Genomic DNA, 16,416 nt, shown 5'->3' with positions numbered 1-16,416 from the left:
ACACGCACAGACGTTGTTGCAGCGACGACTCCCACCCGGGCACCGCCGACGCACGGCCGTGCCCGCGCTCGTCCGTCACTCCCAGACACACCATTTCCATACGGAAAGGGCTCCGCCATGACCTCTGCACCCGTCGTCGACCCGGCCCCCGACACCACCACCGTCGCCACCAGCCCCGTCACCGTCCAGAGGATCGGCGGACGTATCGGAGCCGTCGTGTCCGGCGTCCGGCTCGGCGGCGATCTCGAACCCGCCGTCGTGGCAGCCGTGCGCGCCGCGGCACTCGAGCACAAGGTGATCTTCTTCCGTGGCCAGGACCACCTGGACGGGGAGAGCCACGAGGCGTTCGGACGGCTCCTCGGTACCCCGGTCGCCCACCCGACCGTCCCGTCCGCCGACGGCCGCTACGCGCTCGGCATCGACTCCGACCACGGTGGCCGGGCCAACCAGTGGCACACCGACGTCACCTTCGTGCCCGCCTACCCGGCATTCTCCATCCTGCGGGCGGTGACCGTTCCGCCGTACGGCGGCAACACCCTGTGGTCCAACACGGCAGCCGCCTACGCCGAACTGCCCGAGTCGCTGCGCGCCCTCGCCGACGGTCTCCGGGCGATCCACTCCAACGACTACGACTACGCGGCGGTGCGCCCCGACGCCCGGCCCGAGGCGTTCGCCAAGTACCGCGAGGTGTTCACCTCCACGAAGTTCCGCACCGAGCATCCGGTGGTGCGTGTCCACCCCGAGACCGGCGAACGGGTGCTGCTCCTCGGCAACTTCGTCCAGCGGATCGCCGGGCTCACCGGCCGCGACTCCAGGGCCCTGATCGATCTGTTCCAGTCCCACATCGAGCGTCCGGAGAACACCGTGCGCTGGCAGTGGCGGACGGGGGATGTGGCCATCTGGGACAACCGCGCCACCCAGCACTACGGCGTGGACGACTCCGGCACGCACGACCGCAAACTGCGCCGGGTCACCGTCGACGGCGATGTCCCGATCGGCACGGACGGCCGCCCGTCCGTCCTGATCAGCCCCGACACCGTACCGGCCCCGGCGTTCGGGATCCCGTCCGGCGCTTCCACGGCCGACTGACCGACCACCACGCCACTCCCTCGACTCTCCTCTCTTGCAGGGTGTTGCAGCCTCACGGCATGCCGGAGGCAAGCTTCCGCCCTCGCTGCATCCTGCCGCTGCACCGGCCCGGTTGTTGTCTCCCCACCCTGGAGTGTTCATGAGATCCGTTCCGCCGTCCGAGGCCGCGTACGACCGGATGCGACTGCGCCAGTGGTCGCGCGGGGCTGCCCGGTCCGCCGGTATCCAGCGCCGTGATCTGCTGAGGTTCGTGGCCGCCGCATCGGTGACCGGTCTGGTGTCGGCAGCCCCCGCCCAGGCTGCCGGCTCACCCGCCCCCGGCATCGTGAAACCGCTGCCACCCGAGCTGTTCACCGTGCGCGGCACCAATGCCGAGACCAACTTCGCGGCGCTACGGTCCACCGGCCTGCTCACTCCGGCCGACCGGTTCTTCGTACGCAATCACACCGTCACACCACGGATCGACGCAGCCGGCTGGCGGCTCACCGTATGGGGCAGCGGACTGACGGGCTCGGCCGTGGACTTCACGTACGACCAGCTGCGCGCCCTGCCGTCCGTCACCCGCACCGCGTTCGTCGAATGCGCGGGGAACGCCCGCAGCTTCTACTCAACGCAGCAGAACCAGCAGGTCAGCGGCACCGCATGGACCCTGGGCGCAATCGGTACGGCCCGCTGGCGCGGAGTGCGGCTCGCGGATGTACTGCGGCGGGCGGGCATCGGCAGGAACGCGGTCGACGTGTTGCCCCGCGGGCTCGACGACGAGGTCGTCAGCGACGGGACGAACCTGGGCCGGGTGCGGCGGCCGCTGCCCGTCGCGAAGGCGCTGGACGATGTGGTTCTCGCGTACGAGATGAACGGCAGGCCTCTGCCGCCCGACCACGGATACCCGGTGCGGATGATCGTGCCGTCCTGGGTCGGTATCGCGAACATCAAGTGGGTCGGCGACATCGAGGTGAGTGCAGAACCCCTGCTCTCACCGTGGAACACCGGTCTCTACCGGCTGTTCGGCCCCGCGTACCCGCCGGAGGGCAGCGCACCGCTGACCCGGCAGACACTGAAGAGCGCGTTCGAACTGGCACCCGGCGCGTCGGTTCCCGTGCATCGGCGCCAGGTGCTCACGGGACGTTCCTGGTCGGGCGGGGCCCCGGTGCGCACCGTCGAGGTCAGCACCGACGGCGGCGCCCGGTGGCGGCACGCCCGGCTGCGCGACGAGCCCCGCAGCGGAAGCTGGGTCCGCTGGTCTGCCGACTGGCTGCCGAAGGAACGGGGTCCGGCGGTCCTGCTGGCGCGGGCGACGGACCGGACGGGGCGTGCGCAGCCGGACGTCGCGGTCCACAACACGCAGGGCTATCTCTTCGACGCGGTCGTACGGCACGGGGTGCACGTCGTCTGACGGGGGCGGTCGGCTGAAATGCTGTGGCACGTGCCTCGACCGGGACTGATAGGACTTCGGGATGTCGAACAACTCCCGTTCCTCCCTTGACCAGTTGGAACTGTTGCTCGCCGAGCGGGCCTGCGAACGTCTCGTCATCGAGTTCGTCCGCCGGCTCGACCTCGGGGAACCGGCCACGGTCGCCGAGCTGTTCACCGCCGACGGCACATGGGAATGGCCCGGTGGCGAACGTCGCATCGTGGGGCGCGCGGCGCTGCGTGACTACTTCGGCGGCCGGCCGGAAGACCGGTTGTCACGGCGGATGTGTACGAACATCCTCGTCACAGTGGACTCGGCGACGACCGCGTCGTCGACGACCTACTTCGCGACCTATCGGGTCGACGGCCGGAGCGACAGCCTGCCGTCACCTCGGCTGCCCGCCAACACCGGTCACTACGAGGACACGTTCCGCAAGGTCGGCGGGGTCTGGCTGCTCGCCTCACGCACCACGTTCCTCGCGTTCGGCGGAGCCACGGAGCGCGTGGCCCCGGCTCGTGCCGCGGCCGTCGACGGTCAGTCGACGGCCTACTCCGGCGGACGGCCCGCGTAGTAGGTGGCGATCATGTCCTCGCCGCCGTGGCCGGCCGCCTCCGCGCGCTCGAACCGGTCGGCCGACGCGGCGACCAGGTCCAGGATCACCCCGGAACGTCCGGCGGCCTCGAGGATGAGACGGGTGTCCTTGAGCGCGGTGGACAGGGCGAAACTGGGGGTGAGGTCGCCGGAGAGAACCGCCGCGGACTTGCCCTGGAGGTAGGCGGAGTCGAGCGGGCCGCCCTTCATCACGTCCAGGAACGACTGCGGGTCGATGTCGAGCCCCTCGGCGAGGTTGAGGCATTCGGCGATGCTGCCCACCATGTTGATCACCCAGGTGTTGACCACGAGCTTCAGTCGTGATGCATCACCGGGTGCCTCGCCGACCCAGATCGTGCGCTGCCCGATCGCATCCAGCACCGGGTCCACCGACGGCCGGACGGCGGACGGGCCGGAGACGAGGACCGTCAACGCGCCCTGTTCCGCGGGCTGTTTGGTACCGGCGACCGGGGCGTCGAGATAGACGAGTCCCAAGTCCGCCGCCCGTTGGGCGAGATCGGCGGTGGCGTCGGGTCCGACGGTGGAACTCTGCAGCAGGATCTGGCCGCCGTGCAGGCCCGACGAGGCAGCGGTGAGCGCGGCGGCGACGGACAGGCCGTCGTTGAGCATGGTCACGATGACATCCGCGCCCCGTACGGCTTCCTCCGCCGTCTCGGTGACTGTGGCGCCGTCGGCGGCGAGTGGAGCCGCCTTGGACTGCGTACGGTTCCAGGCGCGAACGCCCAGTCCCGTCCGGAGCAGGCTTCGCGCCATCCCTGATCCCATGATCCCGGTACCGAGGACGGCCACGGTCGGCCGCTTGCGGGTGACGTGGACAGGTGTGGACGTCATGAAAGCGTGGTCCCTTCGTCGGCCGCGCACCGCGTCGGCGCGGGGCGGTGAGAGGTCAAGGTTGCCGCAATGCGCCGTCGAGCACAGCACCGTGCACTGCTCTGGCGAGTCGCGATCCCCACCGCGAGCGCGGGCCTGCGAACGGCTGCGCCGCGACCCCCGGTCCGGCCTCGGGTGCGGCGACGCACACGGCGTCCGTGGGGGTGCCGGAGCAGTCGAGCCCAGCGTCCAGGAGCGCCTGGACCTTCGCCTCGGTGGCGGTCGCGACCGCGTTGACCAGTGCGGCGTCGGTCAGAGCCACAGGAACGGTGACGACGATGTTGACCGTGCCCGGCGGCGGTGGTCCGTCGGTGCCCGCAGCCGGGTCGGCGGCCCAGCCCCGTACACCGAGGCCGCTGGTCACCGTGGCGATCACGCCCTCGTCGGTGGCGACCGTGTACGCGGTGACATCGGCCGCCGTCATCAGCGCGGCGCCGGGGCCGGCAAGGGCCTCTGTGGCAGCGATCTCGGCGAGATGGGCATCGGGGTCGAGCCGCGGATAGCCGCCGGGAACCTGCGCGTTGAGGATCCATGCGCGCGGACCGATGCCGCCACCGAGCACGGCGCTGCTGCACACCCGCCAGCCGGGCCCGAGCCGCCAGACGAGATGGTGCAGGGCGACGCCGTCCTCCTGCCGGTCCAGCAGTTCGACGCGCTGTCCGGGCGGGCGGACGAGTACGGAACGAATGGTGCACTCCCGGTGGCACAGAAGAGGGCGGTCGGCAACGGCCCGTCGATCATATGGGGTGGGGACGGCAGCACTGCGTGCGGTGCCCCGCCTCAGCCCGCGGCGGGGCCGGTGTCCGGGCGGAGGCGTACCGGCAGTGTCCGCACGCTGTTGCCGACAAAGCTGGCATGGCGCACGAGTTTCTCGTCGGGCACGGTGACGTCCAGCTCCGGGAACCGGCGGAACAGCTGCTCCAGCGCGATCGTCGCCTCCATCCGTGCGAGCGGCGCTCCCAGGCAGTAGTGCGGCCCGTGGCCCAGGGAGAGGTGGCGGGCCGCCGACGTCCTGGCCGGCCGGGTGACGTCGAAGCGGTCGGCGTCGGGGCCGTGCACGGACGGGTCGCGGCCGGCGGCCGAGTATCCGGCGAGTACGGGGGTGCCCTGGGGGATGACGGTCCCGTCGAGGGTCAGGTCGCGGGTCGGATAGCGGAACGGGAAGTAGCTGACCGGGCTGTCCCAGCGCAGTGTCTCCTCCACCACGTCGGCCCATCCCGCGCGGCCCGTGGTGACCAGGTCGAGTTGGTCCCGGTGGGTGCACAGCGCGCGTACGGCATTGGTGACGAGGTTCAGCGTGGTCTCGTGACCGGCGATGATCATCAGGAGCAGGGTGCCGATGAGTTCGTGCCGACCGAGCCGGTCTCCGCCGTCGTCGCGAGCGGCGATCAGCGCGCTGGTGAGGTCGTCGCCGGGCTGCTCGGCGCGGGCCGCGGCGACGGTGCTGAGCAGTTCCACCAGCTCCCGGTTGGCGGCCATGGCCTCGGCGGGCCCGATGTCGGTGGCGACGATCTGGTTCGACAGATGGTGCAGGCGGTCCTGGTAGCGGCCGTCGACGCCGAGGAGCTCGCAGATGACGCCCATCGGCAGGGGCATCGCGAACCCGGCGCGCAGATCCACCGTCCCGTCCCCCTCCTCGGCCGCCGTGTCGATCCGGTCGAGCAGCTCGGCGGTCAGAGTCTCGATGCGTGGCCGGAGCGCTTCCACCCGCCGGGCGGTGAACGCCTTGCTCACCAGCCCACGCAGCCGCCGGTGGTCCGCATCATCGGCGGTGGTCATGCCCTGCACGGTGGCGAACGTCCGCAGTGGCCAGCCGTCGGGGATCCGCCCTTCGGTCAGTGCGGTGAAGTGGCGTGCGTCCTTCGCGACATCGGGGTGGGCCAGAAACTCCTTCAGCGCGTCGTGCCCGAGCACCGCCACCCCCGGCACATCGCCCGGCAGCACGACGGACGCCACGGCACCCCGGGCCAGCAGCCGGGCATTGTCGGCGTGTGGGCACCCGCCGGCCGGATCCATGCGGTGTGCGGTGGCCTGCCCCGGTATCGGCGAGATGTTCAACGGGCCTCTCCTGACGGTCGTCGGCTCCGGAGCGGCGGCTGACGCAGCCGTTCGGGGCGGCCGATGGCGGGATGCCGATCCTACGTTCAACGCGTGCGGGACGAAGGGTGGTTGGGCGGACGTGCGGCCGTTCCCCGTGCGGGCAGGATGGTGACACCGACGCGGAGACGGGCTCTTCGCAGACCGGTGGCGGGCACGGCCACCCTCGTCGAGATCGCTCCGCCAGCGCGAACCGTACGCACCCGGGACGCCGGGCGAGGTCCGCCCGGTCCGCGGCTCCGAATGTCTCGAACCCGCGCGGTCTTACGAGGCCTCACCCGAACGGCCCAGTGCACGGGCGGGGGCCCTACCGGTGTCGCACCCCGCTCCCGGGGACACGCCGGACGGCCGCAGCGGGCCGAGAGGTTGCACCGCCCATCCGGGTGAGGCGCGATGGAGTCCGGACGCGCCTTCCCGGTGGGCCCGCCCACGGACGCGCCCGGGCGAGGAGGAATCGGGCATGGCAGCCCCTGACGGATTCATGGATCCCGGAGAGCTCGACGGCTTGACGGTGTACGACACCGCGGGCGAGAGGGTGGGCAGCGTGGGGCGGGTGTATGTCGACGACGAGACCGGTCGGCCGGACTGGATCACGGTGCGAACCGGCCTGTTCGGCATGAGGGAGAGTTTCGTGCCGCTCCACGGGGCCCGCAAGGTGGGCTCCGATCTGCACATCAGGTATCCGAAGGACAGCGTCAAGGAAGCCCCCAGGGTGGACGCGGACGCGCATCTCTCCGTGGTCGAGGAGGAGGAGCTCTACCGGCACTACGACCTCACGGGGAAGCTCGGAGGACAGGCGCGGTGACCTGGCTCTCGGTTACCCGAGAGGCGAGGGTCGGGCCCGCACCGTGCCGATTGCCGCGGGCCGGTCCGGTCACACCGCAGCCACGCCCGGGGAACCGCGCTCCTGGGCGTCCGGCTCCGATACCCGTCAGCCACGACCGAGCTGCGCTCCACCGTCAGGCGAACAGCGACAAGGCGCCGGAGCAGCCCCCGGCAGCGCGGCGGGACCCGCCGGTCACGACGTCGCGTTCGACGCCGCCCAGGGACGTTCCGCACGGCGAACCGCCGGTACCGCAGGGCCTACGGGCGCTGGAGGGCGAGCACGGCGTTGTGGCCGCCGAACCCGAAGGAGTGACTGACCGCCCGGCGGACCGGCCGCAGGAGAGGAGCCTTGGTGACGCAGTCGATGTCGAACTCGGGTGCCGGGGAGTCCAGATTGGCGACCGGTGGTACGACTCCGTGCTGGAGCGTGAGGATCGTCAGCCCGGCCTCGATGGCTCCGGCTGCGCCCATGCAGTGGCCCAGCACTCCCTTGGGAGCCGTGACGGGCGGCCGGTGCGGATAGACCCGGCCGATGAGGGCGGCTTCGGTGGCATCGCCCAACGGTGTCGACGTGCCGTGCGCGTTGACGTGTTCGACGTCCTCGGCCCGCCAGCCCGCGTCCCGAAGCGCCGCCTCGACGGCGGCCCGGGCGACGGCGCCGGACGGATGCGGGCTGGTGGGATGGTGAGCGTCGGTGGTGGCCCCCGCACCTGCGATCAGAGCCCTCGGCGCCGCGCCCCGCGTCCGGGCGTCGTCCGCCCGCTCCAGCACCATGAGTGCGGCGCCCTCACCCATGACGAGTCCGGCACGATCGGCCGCGAACGGCCGGCAGAGACCGGCCGGGTCGCCGTCCCTGCGGGCGGCGGCGCCGGACCGGGCGAAGCCGGTCATGGCGACCGGGAAGACGATGGACTCGGTGGCGCCGGCGATCGCGATGTCGCACTGGCCGGTGACCAGCAGGTCCCGGGCCACGGACAGCGCGGTGACTCCGGAGGAACAGGCGGTGCACGGCGCCAGGCTGGGACCCGTGGCCCGCATCCGGATGGCGATCTCGGCCGCCGGCATGTTCGGGATGGTGAGCAGGATGCCGGACGGGGAGGTGGCCTCCGGCCCGCGCCGGTCGAGCGCGACGGCCTGTTCGGTCAGGCCGGCGGACCCTCCGCTGCTGGTGCCGACGACGACGGCCACCCGGCTGCCGTCCCAGTGGGCCGGGTCGAGTCCGGCGTCCGCGACCGCCTCCCGTGCCGCGAGGACGGCGAACTTGGCGTACTTCCCCATCCGGAACGCGGTCCGGCCGCCGACCGCCTCGTCCAGATCGATGCCGGAGACCGTGCACGCGAAGTCGATCTCGCACCCTTCGAGTTCGGGGACGGTGCGGGCGGGCGAGACCCCGGAGCAGACCCCGTTCCAGGTGGTTTCGGTGTCGTTGCCGGCCGGGGTGATCATACCCAGGCCGGTGACGACGACGGCGGGCCTGTTCATCGGGGGTTGCTCATCGCTGCCTCGCCGCTCGCCGTCGTCACGCCGCCGACCGTCTCGTCGATGAACCGTGTGATGTCGGCCAGGGTGGCGTCCTTGTAGAGCTTGTCCGAACCGGCGTCGACGCCCAGCTTCTCCTTGACGATGACCGCGAACTCGGCGACGGCGAGCGAGTCCATCTCCAGGCTGTCCATCGTGGAGTCCGGGAGGATCTCGGCGGCGGGCACCTTGAAGGTGCCGATGAGGATGTCGGTGATCTTGGGATGAATCGCGCTCATGATCTTCCTCTTCACTCTGTGGTGCAGGTGCGTCGAGCCCGATGAATGCACCGTCCCGACGCCGAAGTAACGGGATGACGTTCCTCCAGTTACGCCTTGCGGCGAACCGATTCGCCTACGCCCGTACGCGCGTTCGCACGGCGCCGGGCGAGAAGGGAGGTGGTGCCCCAGTACGCCAGCAGCACGGCCCGGACACCGAGGGCCGCCGCGGCCTCCCGTACCCGGCGTGCCCGCCCGGCGGTCGCCCGCTCCTGCGGGGCCGTCACCGCTCCCCCTCGGTCTTGGCGGCGGTCTGCCACGCCGCCTCCGGGTCGTCGTACGCGTCGGCGTAGTCGGCGCCTGCGATGGGCCAGTCCGCGAGCACCTCCTCCGGCAGCGCGAAGGACTCGATCAGGATGGGCAGATGCGCGGCGACATCTGCGACGAGCCTCTCGACGACGTCCGGCAGACTGTTGACCTGCTCGACGGTCAGACGACCGGCCGCGAGCAGATCGCCGCTGTTGCGGTCCACCCAACGCAGGGCGAACAGCCTCTGCAGTTCAGCGAGTCGGTCACGTGCGGGCCCCTCGGGCAGGCCGGCGACCGCGTGCGCGTACGCCTCCGCCGCCTGCCGGTGGGCGTGGGCCTCGACGCCGCGCAGCGCCGGCCCGGACGCCGCGTTCCACCGGTCCAGCGGACCGTCGTTCCGGGCGTCGCTCATCCGCGCCCGGGCCCGGGCGAACCAGAGATCCTCGACATGCGCGTGCAACCGCCCGAGGAACCGGGGGTCGGCGAGATCTCCGGGCTCGGCATCAGGCGCGCTGTCCTGTGAGGTCTGCGGAGCGGTGAACAGCATCTCGGCGGCGGCCTTGGCGTGGATGGCCAGGTTGTCCCCCTCGGCGGTGATCACGCCCTCCGCACCGGCTACGAGGTCGGCCATGCCGTTGTGCTCCAACAACGCCTGCGCTCCGCACCGTTCACGGCACTCGACGATGACCGCACGAGCCCGCCAGGTGATCCACCCCTTCGCGACGGCGACCAGCCGCTCCGCCTCGGCCCGCTCCGTCGCCGTACCCGCCTGTGCCTCCCACCGGTCGAGGACTCTGCGGTGCAGCAGGCTCATCGCGAAGACGGTGGCCGTCGCCTCGGCCAGTGGCCCGTGGTGGCTGCGGTGGGCGATCACCGGCACCGGCTGCGTGGCGCGCGGGCCGGAGATGTACCGGTGGCCGCCGTAGCGGACCGCGACGGCCAGCGTCGCGCGCGCGGCGCCGACAGCGCAGGCGCTCATGGAGATCTTGCCGATCGTGACGCGCCCGATCGAGGTGAGGAAGCGACGCCTGCGGTTGCCCATGGCGCTGCTGAACTCCCCGTTGTCGCCGACCCGTCCGTGCTCGCCGCCGAGCAGCGCCTCGCGTTCCACGAAGACCTGATCGAAGGAGGTCAGACAGTGGTCGACCGGGCTGCCCAGGCGTGCCGGGAGCCTGCGGACCCGCACCCCGGGCAGCGGCCGCACCTCGTCGGTCAGGGGCACCAGGAAGAGGTAGACCCCGTGGTCGGCGCCGTCGGCCAGCAGGCGTGCCGCGACCAGTCCGGTCTTGGGGCCGCCGGCCGGGCTGGCATTGGGCATGAACTTCTGTGCCCCGGAGTGCGGGGTGTGCAGGACGAATCCGTCACGTGCGCGGTCGTACGTCGCGGTCGTCTCGACGGCCACCGCATCATTGCCGTGCGCCACCTCCGTACAGAGGAAGGTGCCGATGCGCCGCAGTCGGAGGAAGTCCGAAAGATCGCGACGGGTGTCGGCGTCATGGTCGAGGAGGCTGCCGAGGAAGAGGTTGTAGTGGATCCCCGCGACGGTGGTGAGCGCCGGATCCACCGGGCCGATCCACTCGTGCAGGGCGGCGAGGGCGCGCGGGTCGGTGGCCGTTCCGGCGGCGCTGTCGAGCGTGCTGTTGAGGATTTTCAGCCGTTCGTACGCGAGGGAGAGGCGCGCGTCGGGTGTGCGGTCGGCGGGACGGCGGAACGGTTCCGTGGCGATCAGCCGACGCCAGGAGCTGTGCTCCTGGCGGAAGTTGCTCCCGAAGAGCACACCTTTGAGGGTGTCCGCCGTGGACTCGGTGGCGATGCTGTCGATCGTTGCGGTCATGAGTACTAGAACGATCAATGAACGGCGAGGACACACTCCCTCGCCGTCCGTCGCACAGGCGGGACAACCGGTCAGGCACGCTCGAAGGCCAGCGCGACGTTGTGTCCGCCGAAACCGAAGGAGTGGCTGACAGCCCGTCGGACGTCCTGCCGGCGCGGCTCCTTGGTCACGCAGTCGAGGTCCCACCCGTCCGGCAGGGCGTCCAGGTTGGCGATCGGCGGAACGACGCCATGTTCCAGCGTCAGTACGGTCGCCACCGCCTCGATCGCACCGGCAGCGGCGAGGGTGTGCCCGATCACCCCCTTCGCGGCGGTGAGGGAGGGACGGTGCGGGAAGAGCCGGGATACGAGTTCGGTCTCCATCGCGTCGTTCAGCGGGGTGGACGTCCCGTGCGCGTTGATGTGGTCGACATCGCGGGGGGTCCAGCCCGCCTCGTACAGCGCGGCCTCCACCGCCTGTTGCGCACCGCGGCCGTCGGGTGCGGGAGCTGTGGGGTGGCGGGCGTCCGTACTGGCACCCGCGCCGGTCAGCAGCGCACGCAGCCGGCCGCCGCGGGCACGGGCGTCGGCGGTCCGCTCCAGTACGAGCATGGCGGCGCCCTCGCCGAGGACGAACCCGTCCCGGTCCGCGGCGAACGGCCGCGACGCGCCCGCCGGATCGCTTGTCCGGGTGGAGAGCGCCCCCATCTTCGCGAAGGCCGCCACCACCAGGGGTGTCAGCACGGACTCCGCCCCGCCGGCCACCACGGTGTCGCACCGGCCGCTGGTCAGCAGGTCACGGGCGACGGCGATCGCGGTGGACCCGGAGGCGCAGGCGGTGGCGGGCGCGAGGCTGGGGCCCTGAGCGCGGAGTTCGATCGCGACCTCGCCTGCCGCCGCGTTCGGAATCATCATCGGCACCAGTAGCGGAGAGACCGCCTCCGGTCCGGCGTCGTCCAGTTTGCGCACGTTGTCGACGAGCAGGGACACGCCGCCGACGCCGACGCCGACCACCACTCCGACCCTGGATCCGTCCCAGGTCTCCGGGGAGAGTCCGGCGTCCGCGACGGCCTGCCGGGCGGCGATCAGGGCCAGTTTCACGAACCGTCCCATCCGCCATACCGATCGGCCGCCCACCACCAGGTCCAGGTCGATCCCGTCGACCGGGCAGGCGAAGTCGACCGGCAGTCCTGCCAGGTCGTCGCAGCGCCGCGCCATGGAGCGCCCCGCGCAAAGGCCCTCCCAGAAGGTGTGTTCATCGGCGCCGGCGGGGGTCACCAGTCCCACTCCCGTCACCGCGACCCCCATGTCAGCCTGCGTCATGTTCTGTTCCCTCCGTCACGCACCGTGCGTCGTTCATACGGGTTCCCGGCCAGCGAAGAGCAGCGGATCCCCAGGTCAGACCGCCTCCGAAGGCGGTGATCAGCATCTGGTCGCCGGCTCGGAACCGGCCCTCGGCGGCGGCGTCGGCGAGCGCCAGCGGAATCGATGCGGCGCCTGTGTTCCCCACCCGTTCGAGGTGCGTGACACACCGCCGCGCGTCGATGCCGAGGCGGGCGGACACCGCCCGCAGAATCCGCGCGTTGGCCTGGTGCGGGACGAAGTGGTCGACATCGGCGGCGTCCCACCCCACCTTGGCCAGCAGCGCCCGGCAGGATCCCGTCATCCGCTCGACGGCGTGCTGGTACACGGCAGGTCCCTGCATACGGAAGAACTCGTCGCCCTCGGCGGCCCGCGCCGGCGTCGAGCGGGACCGCGCACCGCCCCCGGGCACGGTGATCAGGTCGTACCCGGTGCCGTCGCTGCCCAGGTCGAAGGCGAGCAGCTCTCCGGGGGTCCCCGCCCGACCGGCCCCCACGACTGCCGCCCCGGCCCCGTCGCCGAACACCACGCCCGCCGACCGGTCGGCCGGGTCCAGCCAGGCCGAGTACACATCTGCGCCCACCAGCAGCACCCGGTCGTGGAGACCGGAGGCCACAAGTCCCCGGCAGACGGCGAGCCCGTAGACGAAGCCGCTGCATGCGGCGCCGATGTCGAATGCGGGGACCGTTCCCAGACCGAGGCGGGCAGCGAGGGCGGGGGCCGTGGCGGGGCAGGGATGGTCCGGGGTGGCGGTCGCGAGCACGAGTGCGTCCACCGGCCCGGCGGCGGTCGAACCGCCGTCGCCGACCAGTTTCCGGGCCGCTTCGAAGGCGATGTCCCCGGTGGCCAGTCCCACCCCGGCGCGGTGCCGGCTGACGATTCCGGTGCGGGCGCGTACCCACGCGTCGTCCACGCCCCACGCCGCGGGCAACGCGTCATTGCCCACCGGCTCCCCCGGCACCCACCCCGCGACGGCTTCCAGGACCGCGGTCCGTACGGGGGCCGGGCCGGGGCCCTGGCCGGGCACGGTCAAGGGTCGGGCGGACCTGAGCCGTTCCGTCTCCCGCTCCGTATCCGGCTGCACGCCGCCGTCGAGTACGTATCCCCTCGCCACTCGCTGCTCCGATTCCGTGATCGATCACGCCTGCCGGGTGTCGAACGGCAGTCGCCCCCACGAGGATGCGCTTACTGGGCCGAACGGGGGCGCGCGAGGCCCAGGGGCGTGAACCGTGCACCCCCGCGAGCCCCCCTGCTCACCCTTTCGCAGCAACTCGCCGCGCTGCACGGACGCGCAGGGCATCCCCTTGGGTCATGGCAACACCGGACCCCGATCACTTGGATTCCTCCCCCTCCCGTGCCGAGCTGGATGCGCTGCGCGCACGGATGGCGCAACTGGAGGCGCGAACTCCGGCGCGGTCCCGGCCCCGGATCCGTTCGTTCTTCGCTGTGCTGCTGATCCTCGTCGCGGCCGTCCTCACCCCACTCGGCATCGTCGCCGCCTGGGCCAAGAACGACATCGGTGACACCGACCGGTATGTGGCGATGGTGAAGCCCCTGGCCTCCGATCCCGATGTCCAGGCCGCCGTGTCGAACCGCGTCACCGATGCCGTGATGACGCATCTGGACATCCACGCCCTCCTGGAACAGGTGGCCCCCGCGGACCGGCCGGTCGTCGACAAGGCGCTGGGGCGGCTCAGCGGCCCGATCACCACCGGCGTCTCGAACTTCGTGCACGGGACGGTGGACAGGTTCGTGACCTCCGACGCCTTCGAGAGGGTGTGGGTCGCCCTCAACCGGGACGCCCACGCAGCGGCCGTCAAGGCGCTGACCGGCAGCGGAGGCGGGGCCGTGAAGCTCACCGACGACACGGTCGTCATCGATCTCGCCCCGGTGATCGACCGGGTGAAACAGCTTCTGGTCGACCACGGGTTGACGATCGCCGCGAAGATTCCCGAGATCCACACCGACTTCACCGTGCTGACGTCCGATGCGATCGGCAAGGCCAAGAAGGGGTTCCGGCTGCTGCAGATCGTCGGTTTCTGGCTGCCGTTGCTGACCCTCGTGCTCGCCGCCGGTGGGGTGCTGCTCGCCGTGCGCCGACGCCGCGCGCTGGTCACCGCGGCCCTCGCGGTCGCGGTGGGCGCCGCGGTGCTCGGCGTGGCGTTGTGGGTGTTCCGTGCGTTCTACCTGGACAGCCTCCCGGCGCCGGTGTCGCAGTCGGCGGCCGGTTCGATTTTCGATGCGCTGGTCGGCTACCTCCGCGCCGGGGTCCGGATGGTGATCACTCTGGGCGTGGTGGTCGCTCTCGCCGCCTGGCTCTCCGGCGAGGGTCGCGCCGCCACCCGGGTCAAGGCCATGTGGAACGGCGGCATCGGAGCCGTACGCGACGCGGCCGGGATCACCGGCGGTCCGGTCGGCGCCTGGGTGCACCGGGCGAAGGACCCGCTGAACTGGACGGTCGTCGTGGTGGCCGCCGTTGTGCTGATCGTGTGGGACCGGCCGACGGCGATGGTCACCGTATGGATCGCGATCGCGGCACTCTTCGCCCTCGCGGTCGTGGAGTTCCTCGACGACGACAGCACACCGCATCTGCTCCCGCCGCCGCACCGGGAGGCGCACGGGTGACGACCGGGTGATGCGGGCCTCCCACTCGCACGCCGAGGGCAGGGCATGACGGTGCCACCGTTCCCGCGAGGGGGGCGGTGGCACCGTCATGCCCGGACCCTGTTCAGAAGCGGCTGAGCGCCTCCTCCAACTCCGCCTCGTCCGGCGGGTTGGCGCCCGCCCGTGCGACGGTCACGGCGGCCGAGGCCGCCGCGTGGCGCAGGACATCGGTCACGGTGTCCCGGTCCAGGGAACGCAGCCGTTCCCGGCTCCCCGCGCCGAGCAGCCCTCGCGAGGCGAGAGCGTGCAGCGTGCCCGACATGAAGGCGTCGCCCGCACCCACCGTGTCGACGACGTCGGTGGGAAGGGCGTCGACCGTCACGTGCCCGCCCGCGAACACGGCCAGCGCGCCGTCACCCCCTCGGGTGACGAGGACGAGGGCCGGGCCGGTGGTGCGCCACCGCTCGGCGACCTGTTCCGGCTCGTGGCCCGGGTACAGCCACTCCAGGTCCTCGTCACTGGCCTTGACCACATCGCTGAGTGCGACACAGCGCTCGACCTCGCGCACGGCCGCGTCGTGGTCCCCCATCAACTCGGGCCGCACATTGGGGTCGTAGCTGACCGTCGCACCCGCCCGCAGTGACTCGACCGCGCCCAGGACAGTCGCGTTGCCGGGGCTCATCACCGCCGCGATGGAACCCGTGTGCACGTGGTGCGGCGGCCGGTCCAGGGAGACCGGGTCCAGCGTCCAGGTGATCGCGAAGGTGTACGCGGCCCGGCCGGCGCCGTCCAGGGTCACGGCGGCGGACGGGGTGGGCGTCGTCGCGCCGTCCGTGCGGACCTCGACCCCGGCGGTGGCCAGATGATCCCTGATCAGCCGCCCGTTGTCGTCCGGGCCGAGCTGGGTGAGCAGCGTGGCGTTACGCCCGAGCCGGGCCAGACCGTACGCGACATTGGCCGGGCTGCCGCCCGGGTGGACCTGATCGGCCGCACCCGGCAGCCGGACGATGTCGGCGACGCATTCGCCGATGACCAGCAGGTCGAGTCTGTCGAGCATGAGGGTGGGATCTCCTAGAGTGCGCAAACGACGGTGTCCTGTCGACATCCTCCGCCCCGCAGGCCTGGCAGCATCCATCCAGGTCAGGGTGCGACTCGGTTAGTGGTCGACGCTTCATCGCATGCCCGTCGGCGAAGACTGCACTGACACCCGCGATGTCCTGCGGAGTTCGGCACTCGGTGACGATCTCGCTGTCGAGCGCACCGTTGGTGTCGGCGTTGCCGGACCAGCAGGTCTCTTCCTGGCACACGAACACGACGCGGCTCTCGCGGCTGCCGTCGGTGGCGAAGCCGCAGCCGTCGCAGCGGTTCATGCCGGGCAGCGCCGATGAGGTGTCCGGGCCGCTGATGGTGACCCGGCCGTCGCGGCAGAACAGTTCGACCGAGGAGGCCTCCATGACAGGCTTACCCGCAGGCGCTGTTCACCGTGTCGGGGGACAGCGGTGCGCACCCGGTGCCGGCGTCGTAGCCGACCCCCGCTCGCCCCCCGGTGCGGATCCGGAAGCCGAGTTCGGTCGCGGCTCCTGTGCCCGGCAGGGCGGTCTCTGCCTCAAGTTCGTACGACCGGCCGCGCACGGCGGCGCGACGGTCGGCGGAGTCCGGACACCACGCGGGGCTGCGGCGCGGTGATGC

At 71.7% G+C, this 16,416-nt stretch carries 16 protein-coding genes; 6 read left to right on the top strand and 10 right to left on the bottom strand.

Features of this window, described 5'->3' with window-relative positions:
* The first annotated feature begins 117 nt into the window (after positions 1 to 117).
* The 3 genes from OG963_RS39290 to OG963_RS39280 all read left to right on the top strand — a co-directional run bounded on the left by OG963_RS39290 (position 118) and on the right by OG963_RS39280 (position 3,071).
* Positions 118 to 1,089, top strand: a complete 972-nt coding sequence (locus OG963_RS39290; RefSeq protein WP_319325513.1) for a TauD/TfdA family dioxygenase — start codon at positions 118 to 120, stop codon at positions 1,087 to 1,089.
* A gap of 139 nt (positions 1,090 to 1,228) precedes the next feature.
* On the top strand, positions 1,229 to 2,482 hold the full coding sequence (locus OG963_RS39285; protein WP_371799961.1) for a sulfite oxidase: 1,254 nt from the start codon (positions 1,229 to 1,231) through the stop codon (positions 2,480 to 2,482).
* A 61-nt stretch (positions 2,483 to 2,543) separates the two neighbouring features.
* Positions 2,544 to 3,071, top strand: a complete 528-nt coding sequence (locus OG963_RS39280; protein WP_319739389.1) for a nuclear transport factor 2 family protein — start codon at positions 2,544 to 2,546, stop codon at positions 3,069 to 3,071.
* On the opposite strand, the gene OG963_RS39275 is transcribed toward OG963_RS39280, so the two are convergent.
* From OG963_RS39275 to OG963_RS39265, 3 genes are all read right to left on the bottom strand, one after another.
* Positions 3,047 to 3,943 (bottom strand): NAD(P)-dependent oxidoreductase, encoded by an 897-nt coding sequence (locus OG963_RS39275; protein ID WP_030920459.1) that lies wholly within the window; start codon positions 3,941 to 3,943, stop codon positions 3,047 to 3,049. The two genes, OG963_RS39280 and OG963_RS39275, sit on opposite strands and share 25 nt — an antisense overlap.
* Before the next feature lie 55 nt (positions 3,944 to 3,998).
* Complete coding sequence (locus OG963_RS39270; protein WP_371800353.1) at positions 3,999 to 4,625, bottom strand: adenosylcobinamide amidohydrolase; 627 nt, start codon at positions 4,623 to 4,625, stop codon at positions 3,999 to 4,001.
* Positions 4,626 to 4,762: 137 nt separating this feature from the next.
* Complete coding sequence (locus tag OG963_RS39265) at positions 4,763 to 5,998, bottom strand: cytochrome P450 (protein WP_319739390.1); 1,236 nt, start codon at positions 5,996 to 5,998, stop codon at positions 4,763 to 4,765.
* Between the two features lie 541 nt (positions 5,999 to 6,539).
* On the opposite strand from OG963_RS39265, the gene OG963_RS39260 reads away from it, so the two are divergent.
* Positions 6,540 to 6,884: a PRC-barrel domain-containing protein gene (locus tag OG963_RS39260; protein WP_030920465.1), complete on the top strand. Its 345-nt coding sequence runs from the start codon at positions 6,540 to 6,542 to the stop codon at positions 6,882 to 6,884.
* A 278-nt stretch (positions 6,885 to 7,162) separates the two neighbouring features.
* On the opposite strand, the gene OG963_RS39255 is transcribed toward OG963_RS39260, so the two are convergent.
* The 6 genes from OG963_RS39255 to OG963_RS39230 form a co-directional block, all read right to left on the bottom strand.
* The gene (locus OG963_RS39255) at positions 7,163 to 8,386 is read right to left on the bottom strand and encodes a beta-ketoacyl-[acyl-carrier-protein] synthase family protein (RefSeq protein WP_319739391.1); all 1,224 of its coding nucleotides are present in this window, start codon (positions 8,384 to 8,386) and stop codon (positions 7,163 to 7,165) included.
* On the bottom strand, positions 8,383 to 8,661 hold the full coding sequence (locus OG963_RS39250; RefSeq protein WP_030920471.1) for an acyl carrier protein: 279 nt from the start codon (positions 8,659 to 8,661) through the stop codon (positions 8,383 to 8,385). Before OG963_RS39250 ends, OG963_RS39255 begins: the two co-directional genes overlap by 4 nt.
* Before the next feature lie 89 nt (positions 8,662 to 8,750).
* The gene (locus tag OG963_RS39245; protein WP_158715908.1) at positions 8,751 to 8,927 is read right to left on the bottom strand and encodes a hypothetical protein; all 177 of its coding nucleotides are present in this window, start codon (positions 8,925 to 8,927) and stop codon (positions 8,751 to 8,753) included.
* On the bottom strand, positions 8,924 to 10,783 hold the full coding sequence (locus tag OG963_RS39240) for an acyl-CoA dehydrogenase (RefSeq protein WP_371799960.1): 1,860 nt from the start codon (positions 10,781 to 10,783) through the stop codon (positions 8,924 to 8,926). Before OG963_RS39240 ends, OG963_RS39245 begins: the two co-directional genes overlap by 4 nt.
* Before the next feature lie 71 nt (positions 10,784 to 10,854).
* Positions 10,855 to 12,084 carry a beta-ketoacyl-[acyl-carrier-protein] synthase family protein gene (locus OG963_RS39235; protein ID WP_319325529.1) on the bottom strand — a complete coding sequence of 410 codons (1,230 nt, stop codon included), beginning with the start codon at positions 12,082 to 12,084 and terminating at the stop codon, positions 10,855 to 10,857.
* Positions 12,071 to 13,156 carry a beta-ketoacyl-ACP synthase 3 gene (locus OG963_RS39230; RefSeq protein ID WP_371800352.1) on the bottom strand — a complete coding sequence of 362 codons (1,086 nt, stop codon included), beginning with the start codon at positions 13,154 to 13,156 and terminating at the stop codon, positions 12,071 to 12,073. The genes OG963_RS39235 and OG963_RS39230 overlap by 14 nt, the downstream gene beginning before the upstream one ends.
* A 278-nt stretch (positions 13,157 to 13,434) precedes the next feature.
* Here OG963_RS39230 and OG963_RS39225 point away from each other — a divergent pair, with 278 nt between their 5' ends.
* The gene (locus tag OG963_RS39225) at positions 13,435 to 14,748 is read left to right on the top strand and encodes a hypothetical protein (protein WP_319325531.1); all 1,314 of its coding nucleotides are present in this window, start codon (positions 13,435 to 13,437) and stop codon (positions 14,746 to 14,748) included.
* Positions 14,749 to 14,851: 103 nt separating this feature from the next.
* Here the strand turns inward: OG963_RS39225 and OG963_RS39220 are convergent, their stop codons facing one another.
* Positions 14,852 to 15,784: a carbohydrate kinase gene (locus OG963_RS39220; protein ID WP_319325534.1), complete on the bottom strand. Its 933-nt coding sequence runs from the start codon at positions 15,782 to 15,784 to the stop codon at positions 14,852 to 14,854.
* A gap of 121 nt (positions 15,785 to 15,905) precedes the next feature.
* Here OG963_RS39220 and OG963_RS39215 point away from each other — a divergent pair, with 121 nt between their 5' ends.
* Entirely contained in the window at positions 15,906 to 16,115 is a 210-nt protein-coding gene (locus tag OG963_RS39215; RefSeq protein ID WP_371799959.1) for a hypothetical protein, read from the top strand.
* The last annotated feature ends 301 nt before the right edge of the window (positions 16,116 to 16,416 follow it).

Origin of the sequence: Streptomyces sp. NBC_01707 (assembly GCF_041438805.1) — a bacterium.
Lineage (GTDB): Bacteria > Actinomycetota > Actinomycetes > Streptomycetales > Streptomycetaceae > Streptomyces.
Note: the sequence above shows the minus strand (reverse complement) of the source record. Positions and strands in the feature narration are given on the sequence as shown.

Coding starts and splice junctions, on each gene's coding strand:
- OG963_RS39215 (WP_371799959.1), top strand. CDS start 15,906: ATGCCCGTCGGCGAAGACTGCACTGACACCCGCGATGTCCTGCGGAGT.
- OG963_RS39275 (WP_030920459.1), bottom strand. CDS start 3,943: ATGACGTCCACACCTGTCCACGTCACCCGCAAGCGGCCGACCGTGGCC.
- OG963_RS39255 (WP_319739391.1), bottom strand. CDS start 8,386: ATGAACAGGCCCGCCGTCGTCGTCACCGGCCTGGGTATGATCACCCCG.
- OG963_RS39225 (WP_319325531.1), top strand. CDS start 13,435: ATGGCAACACCGGACCCCGATCACTTGGATTCCTCCCCCTCCCGTGCC.
- OG963_RS39220 (WP_319325534.1), bottom strand. CDS start 15,784: ATGCTCGACAGACTCGACCTGCTGGTCATCGGCGAATGCGTCGCCGAC.
- OG963_RS39240 (WP_371799960.1), bottom strand. CDS start 10,783: ATGACCGCAACGATCGACAGCATCGCCACCGAGTCCACGGCGGACACC.
- OG963_RS39265 (WP_319739390.1), bottom strand. CDS start 5,998: ATGGATCCGGCCGGCGGGTGCCCACACGCCGACAATGCCCGGCTGCTG.
- OG963_RS39280 (WP_319739389.1), top strand. CDS start 2,544: ATGTCGAACAACTCCCGTTCCTCCCTTGACCAGTTGGAACTGTTGCTC.
- OG963_RS39285 (WP_371799961.1), top strand. CDS start 1,229: ATGAGATCCGTTCCGCCGTCCGAGGCCGCGTACGACCGGATGCGACTG.
- OG963_RS39290 (WP_319325513.1), top strand. CDS start 118: ATGACCTCTGCACCCGTCGTCGACCCGGCCCCCGACACCACCACCGTC.
- OG963_RS39250 (WP_030920471.1), bottom strand. CDS start 8,661: ATGAGCGCGATTCATCCCAAGATCACCGACATCCTCATCGGCACCTTC.
- OG963_RS39235 (WP_319325529.1), bottom strand. CDS start 12,084: ATGACGCAGGCTGACATGGGGGTCGCGGTGACGGGAGTGGGACTGGTG.
- OG963_RS39260 (WP_030920465.1), top strand. CDS start 6,540: ATGGCAGCCCCTGACGGATTCATGGATCCCGGAGAGCTCGACGGCTTG.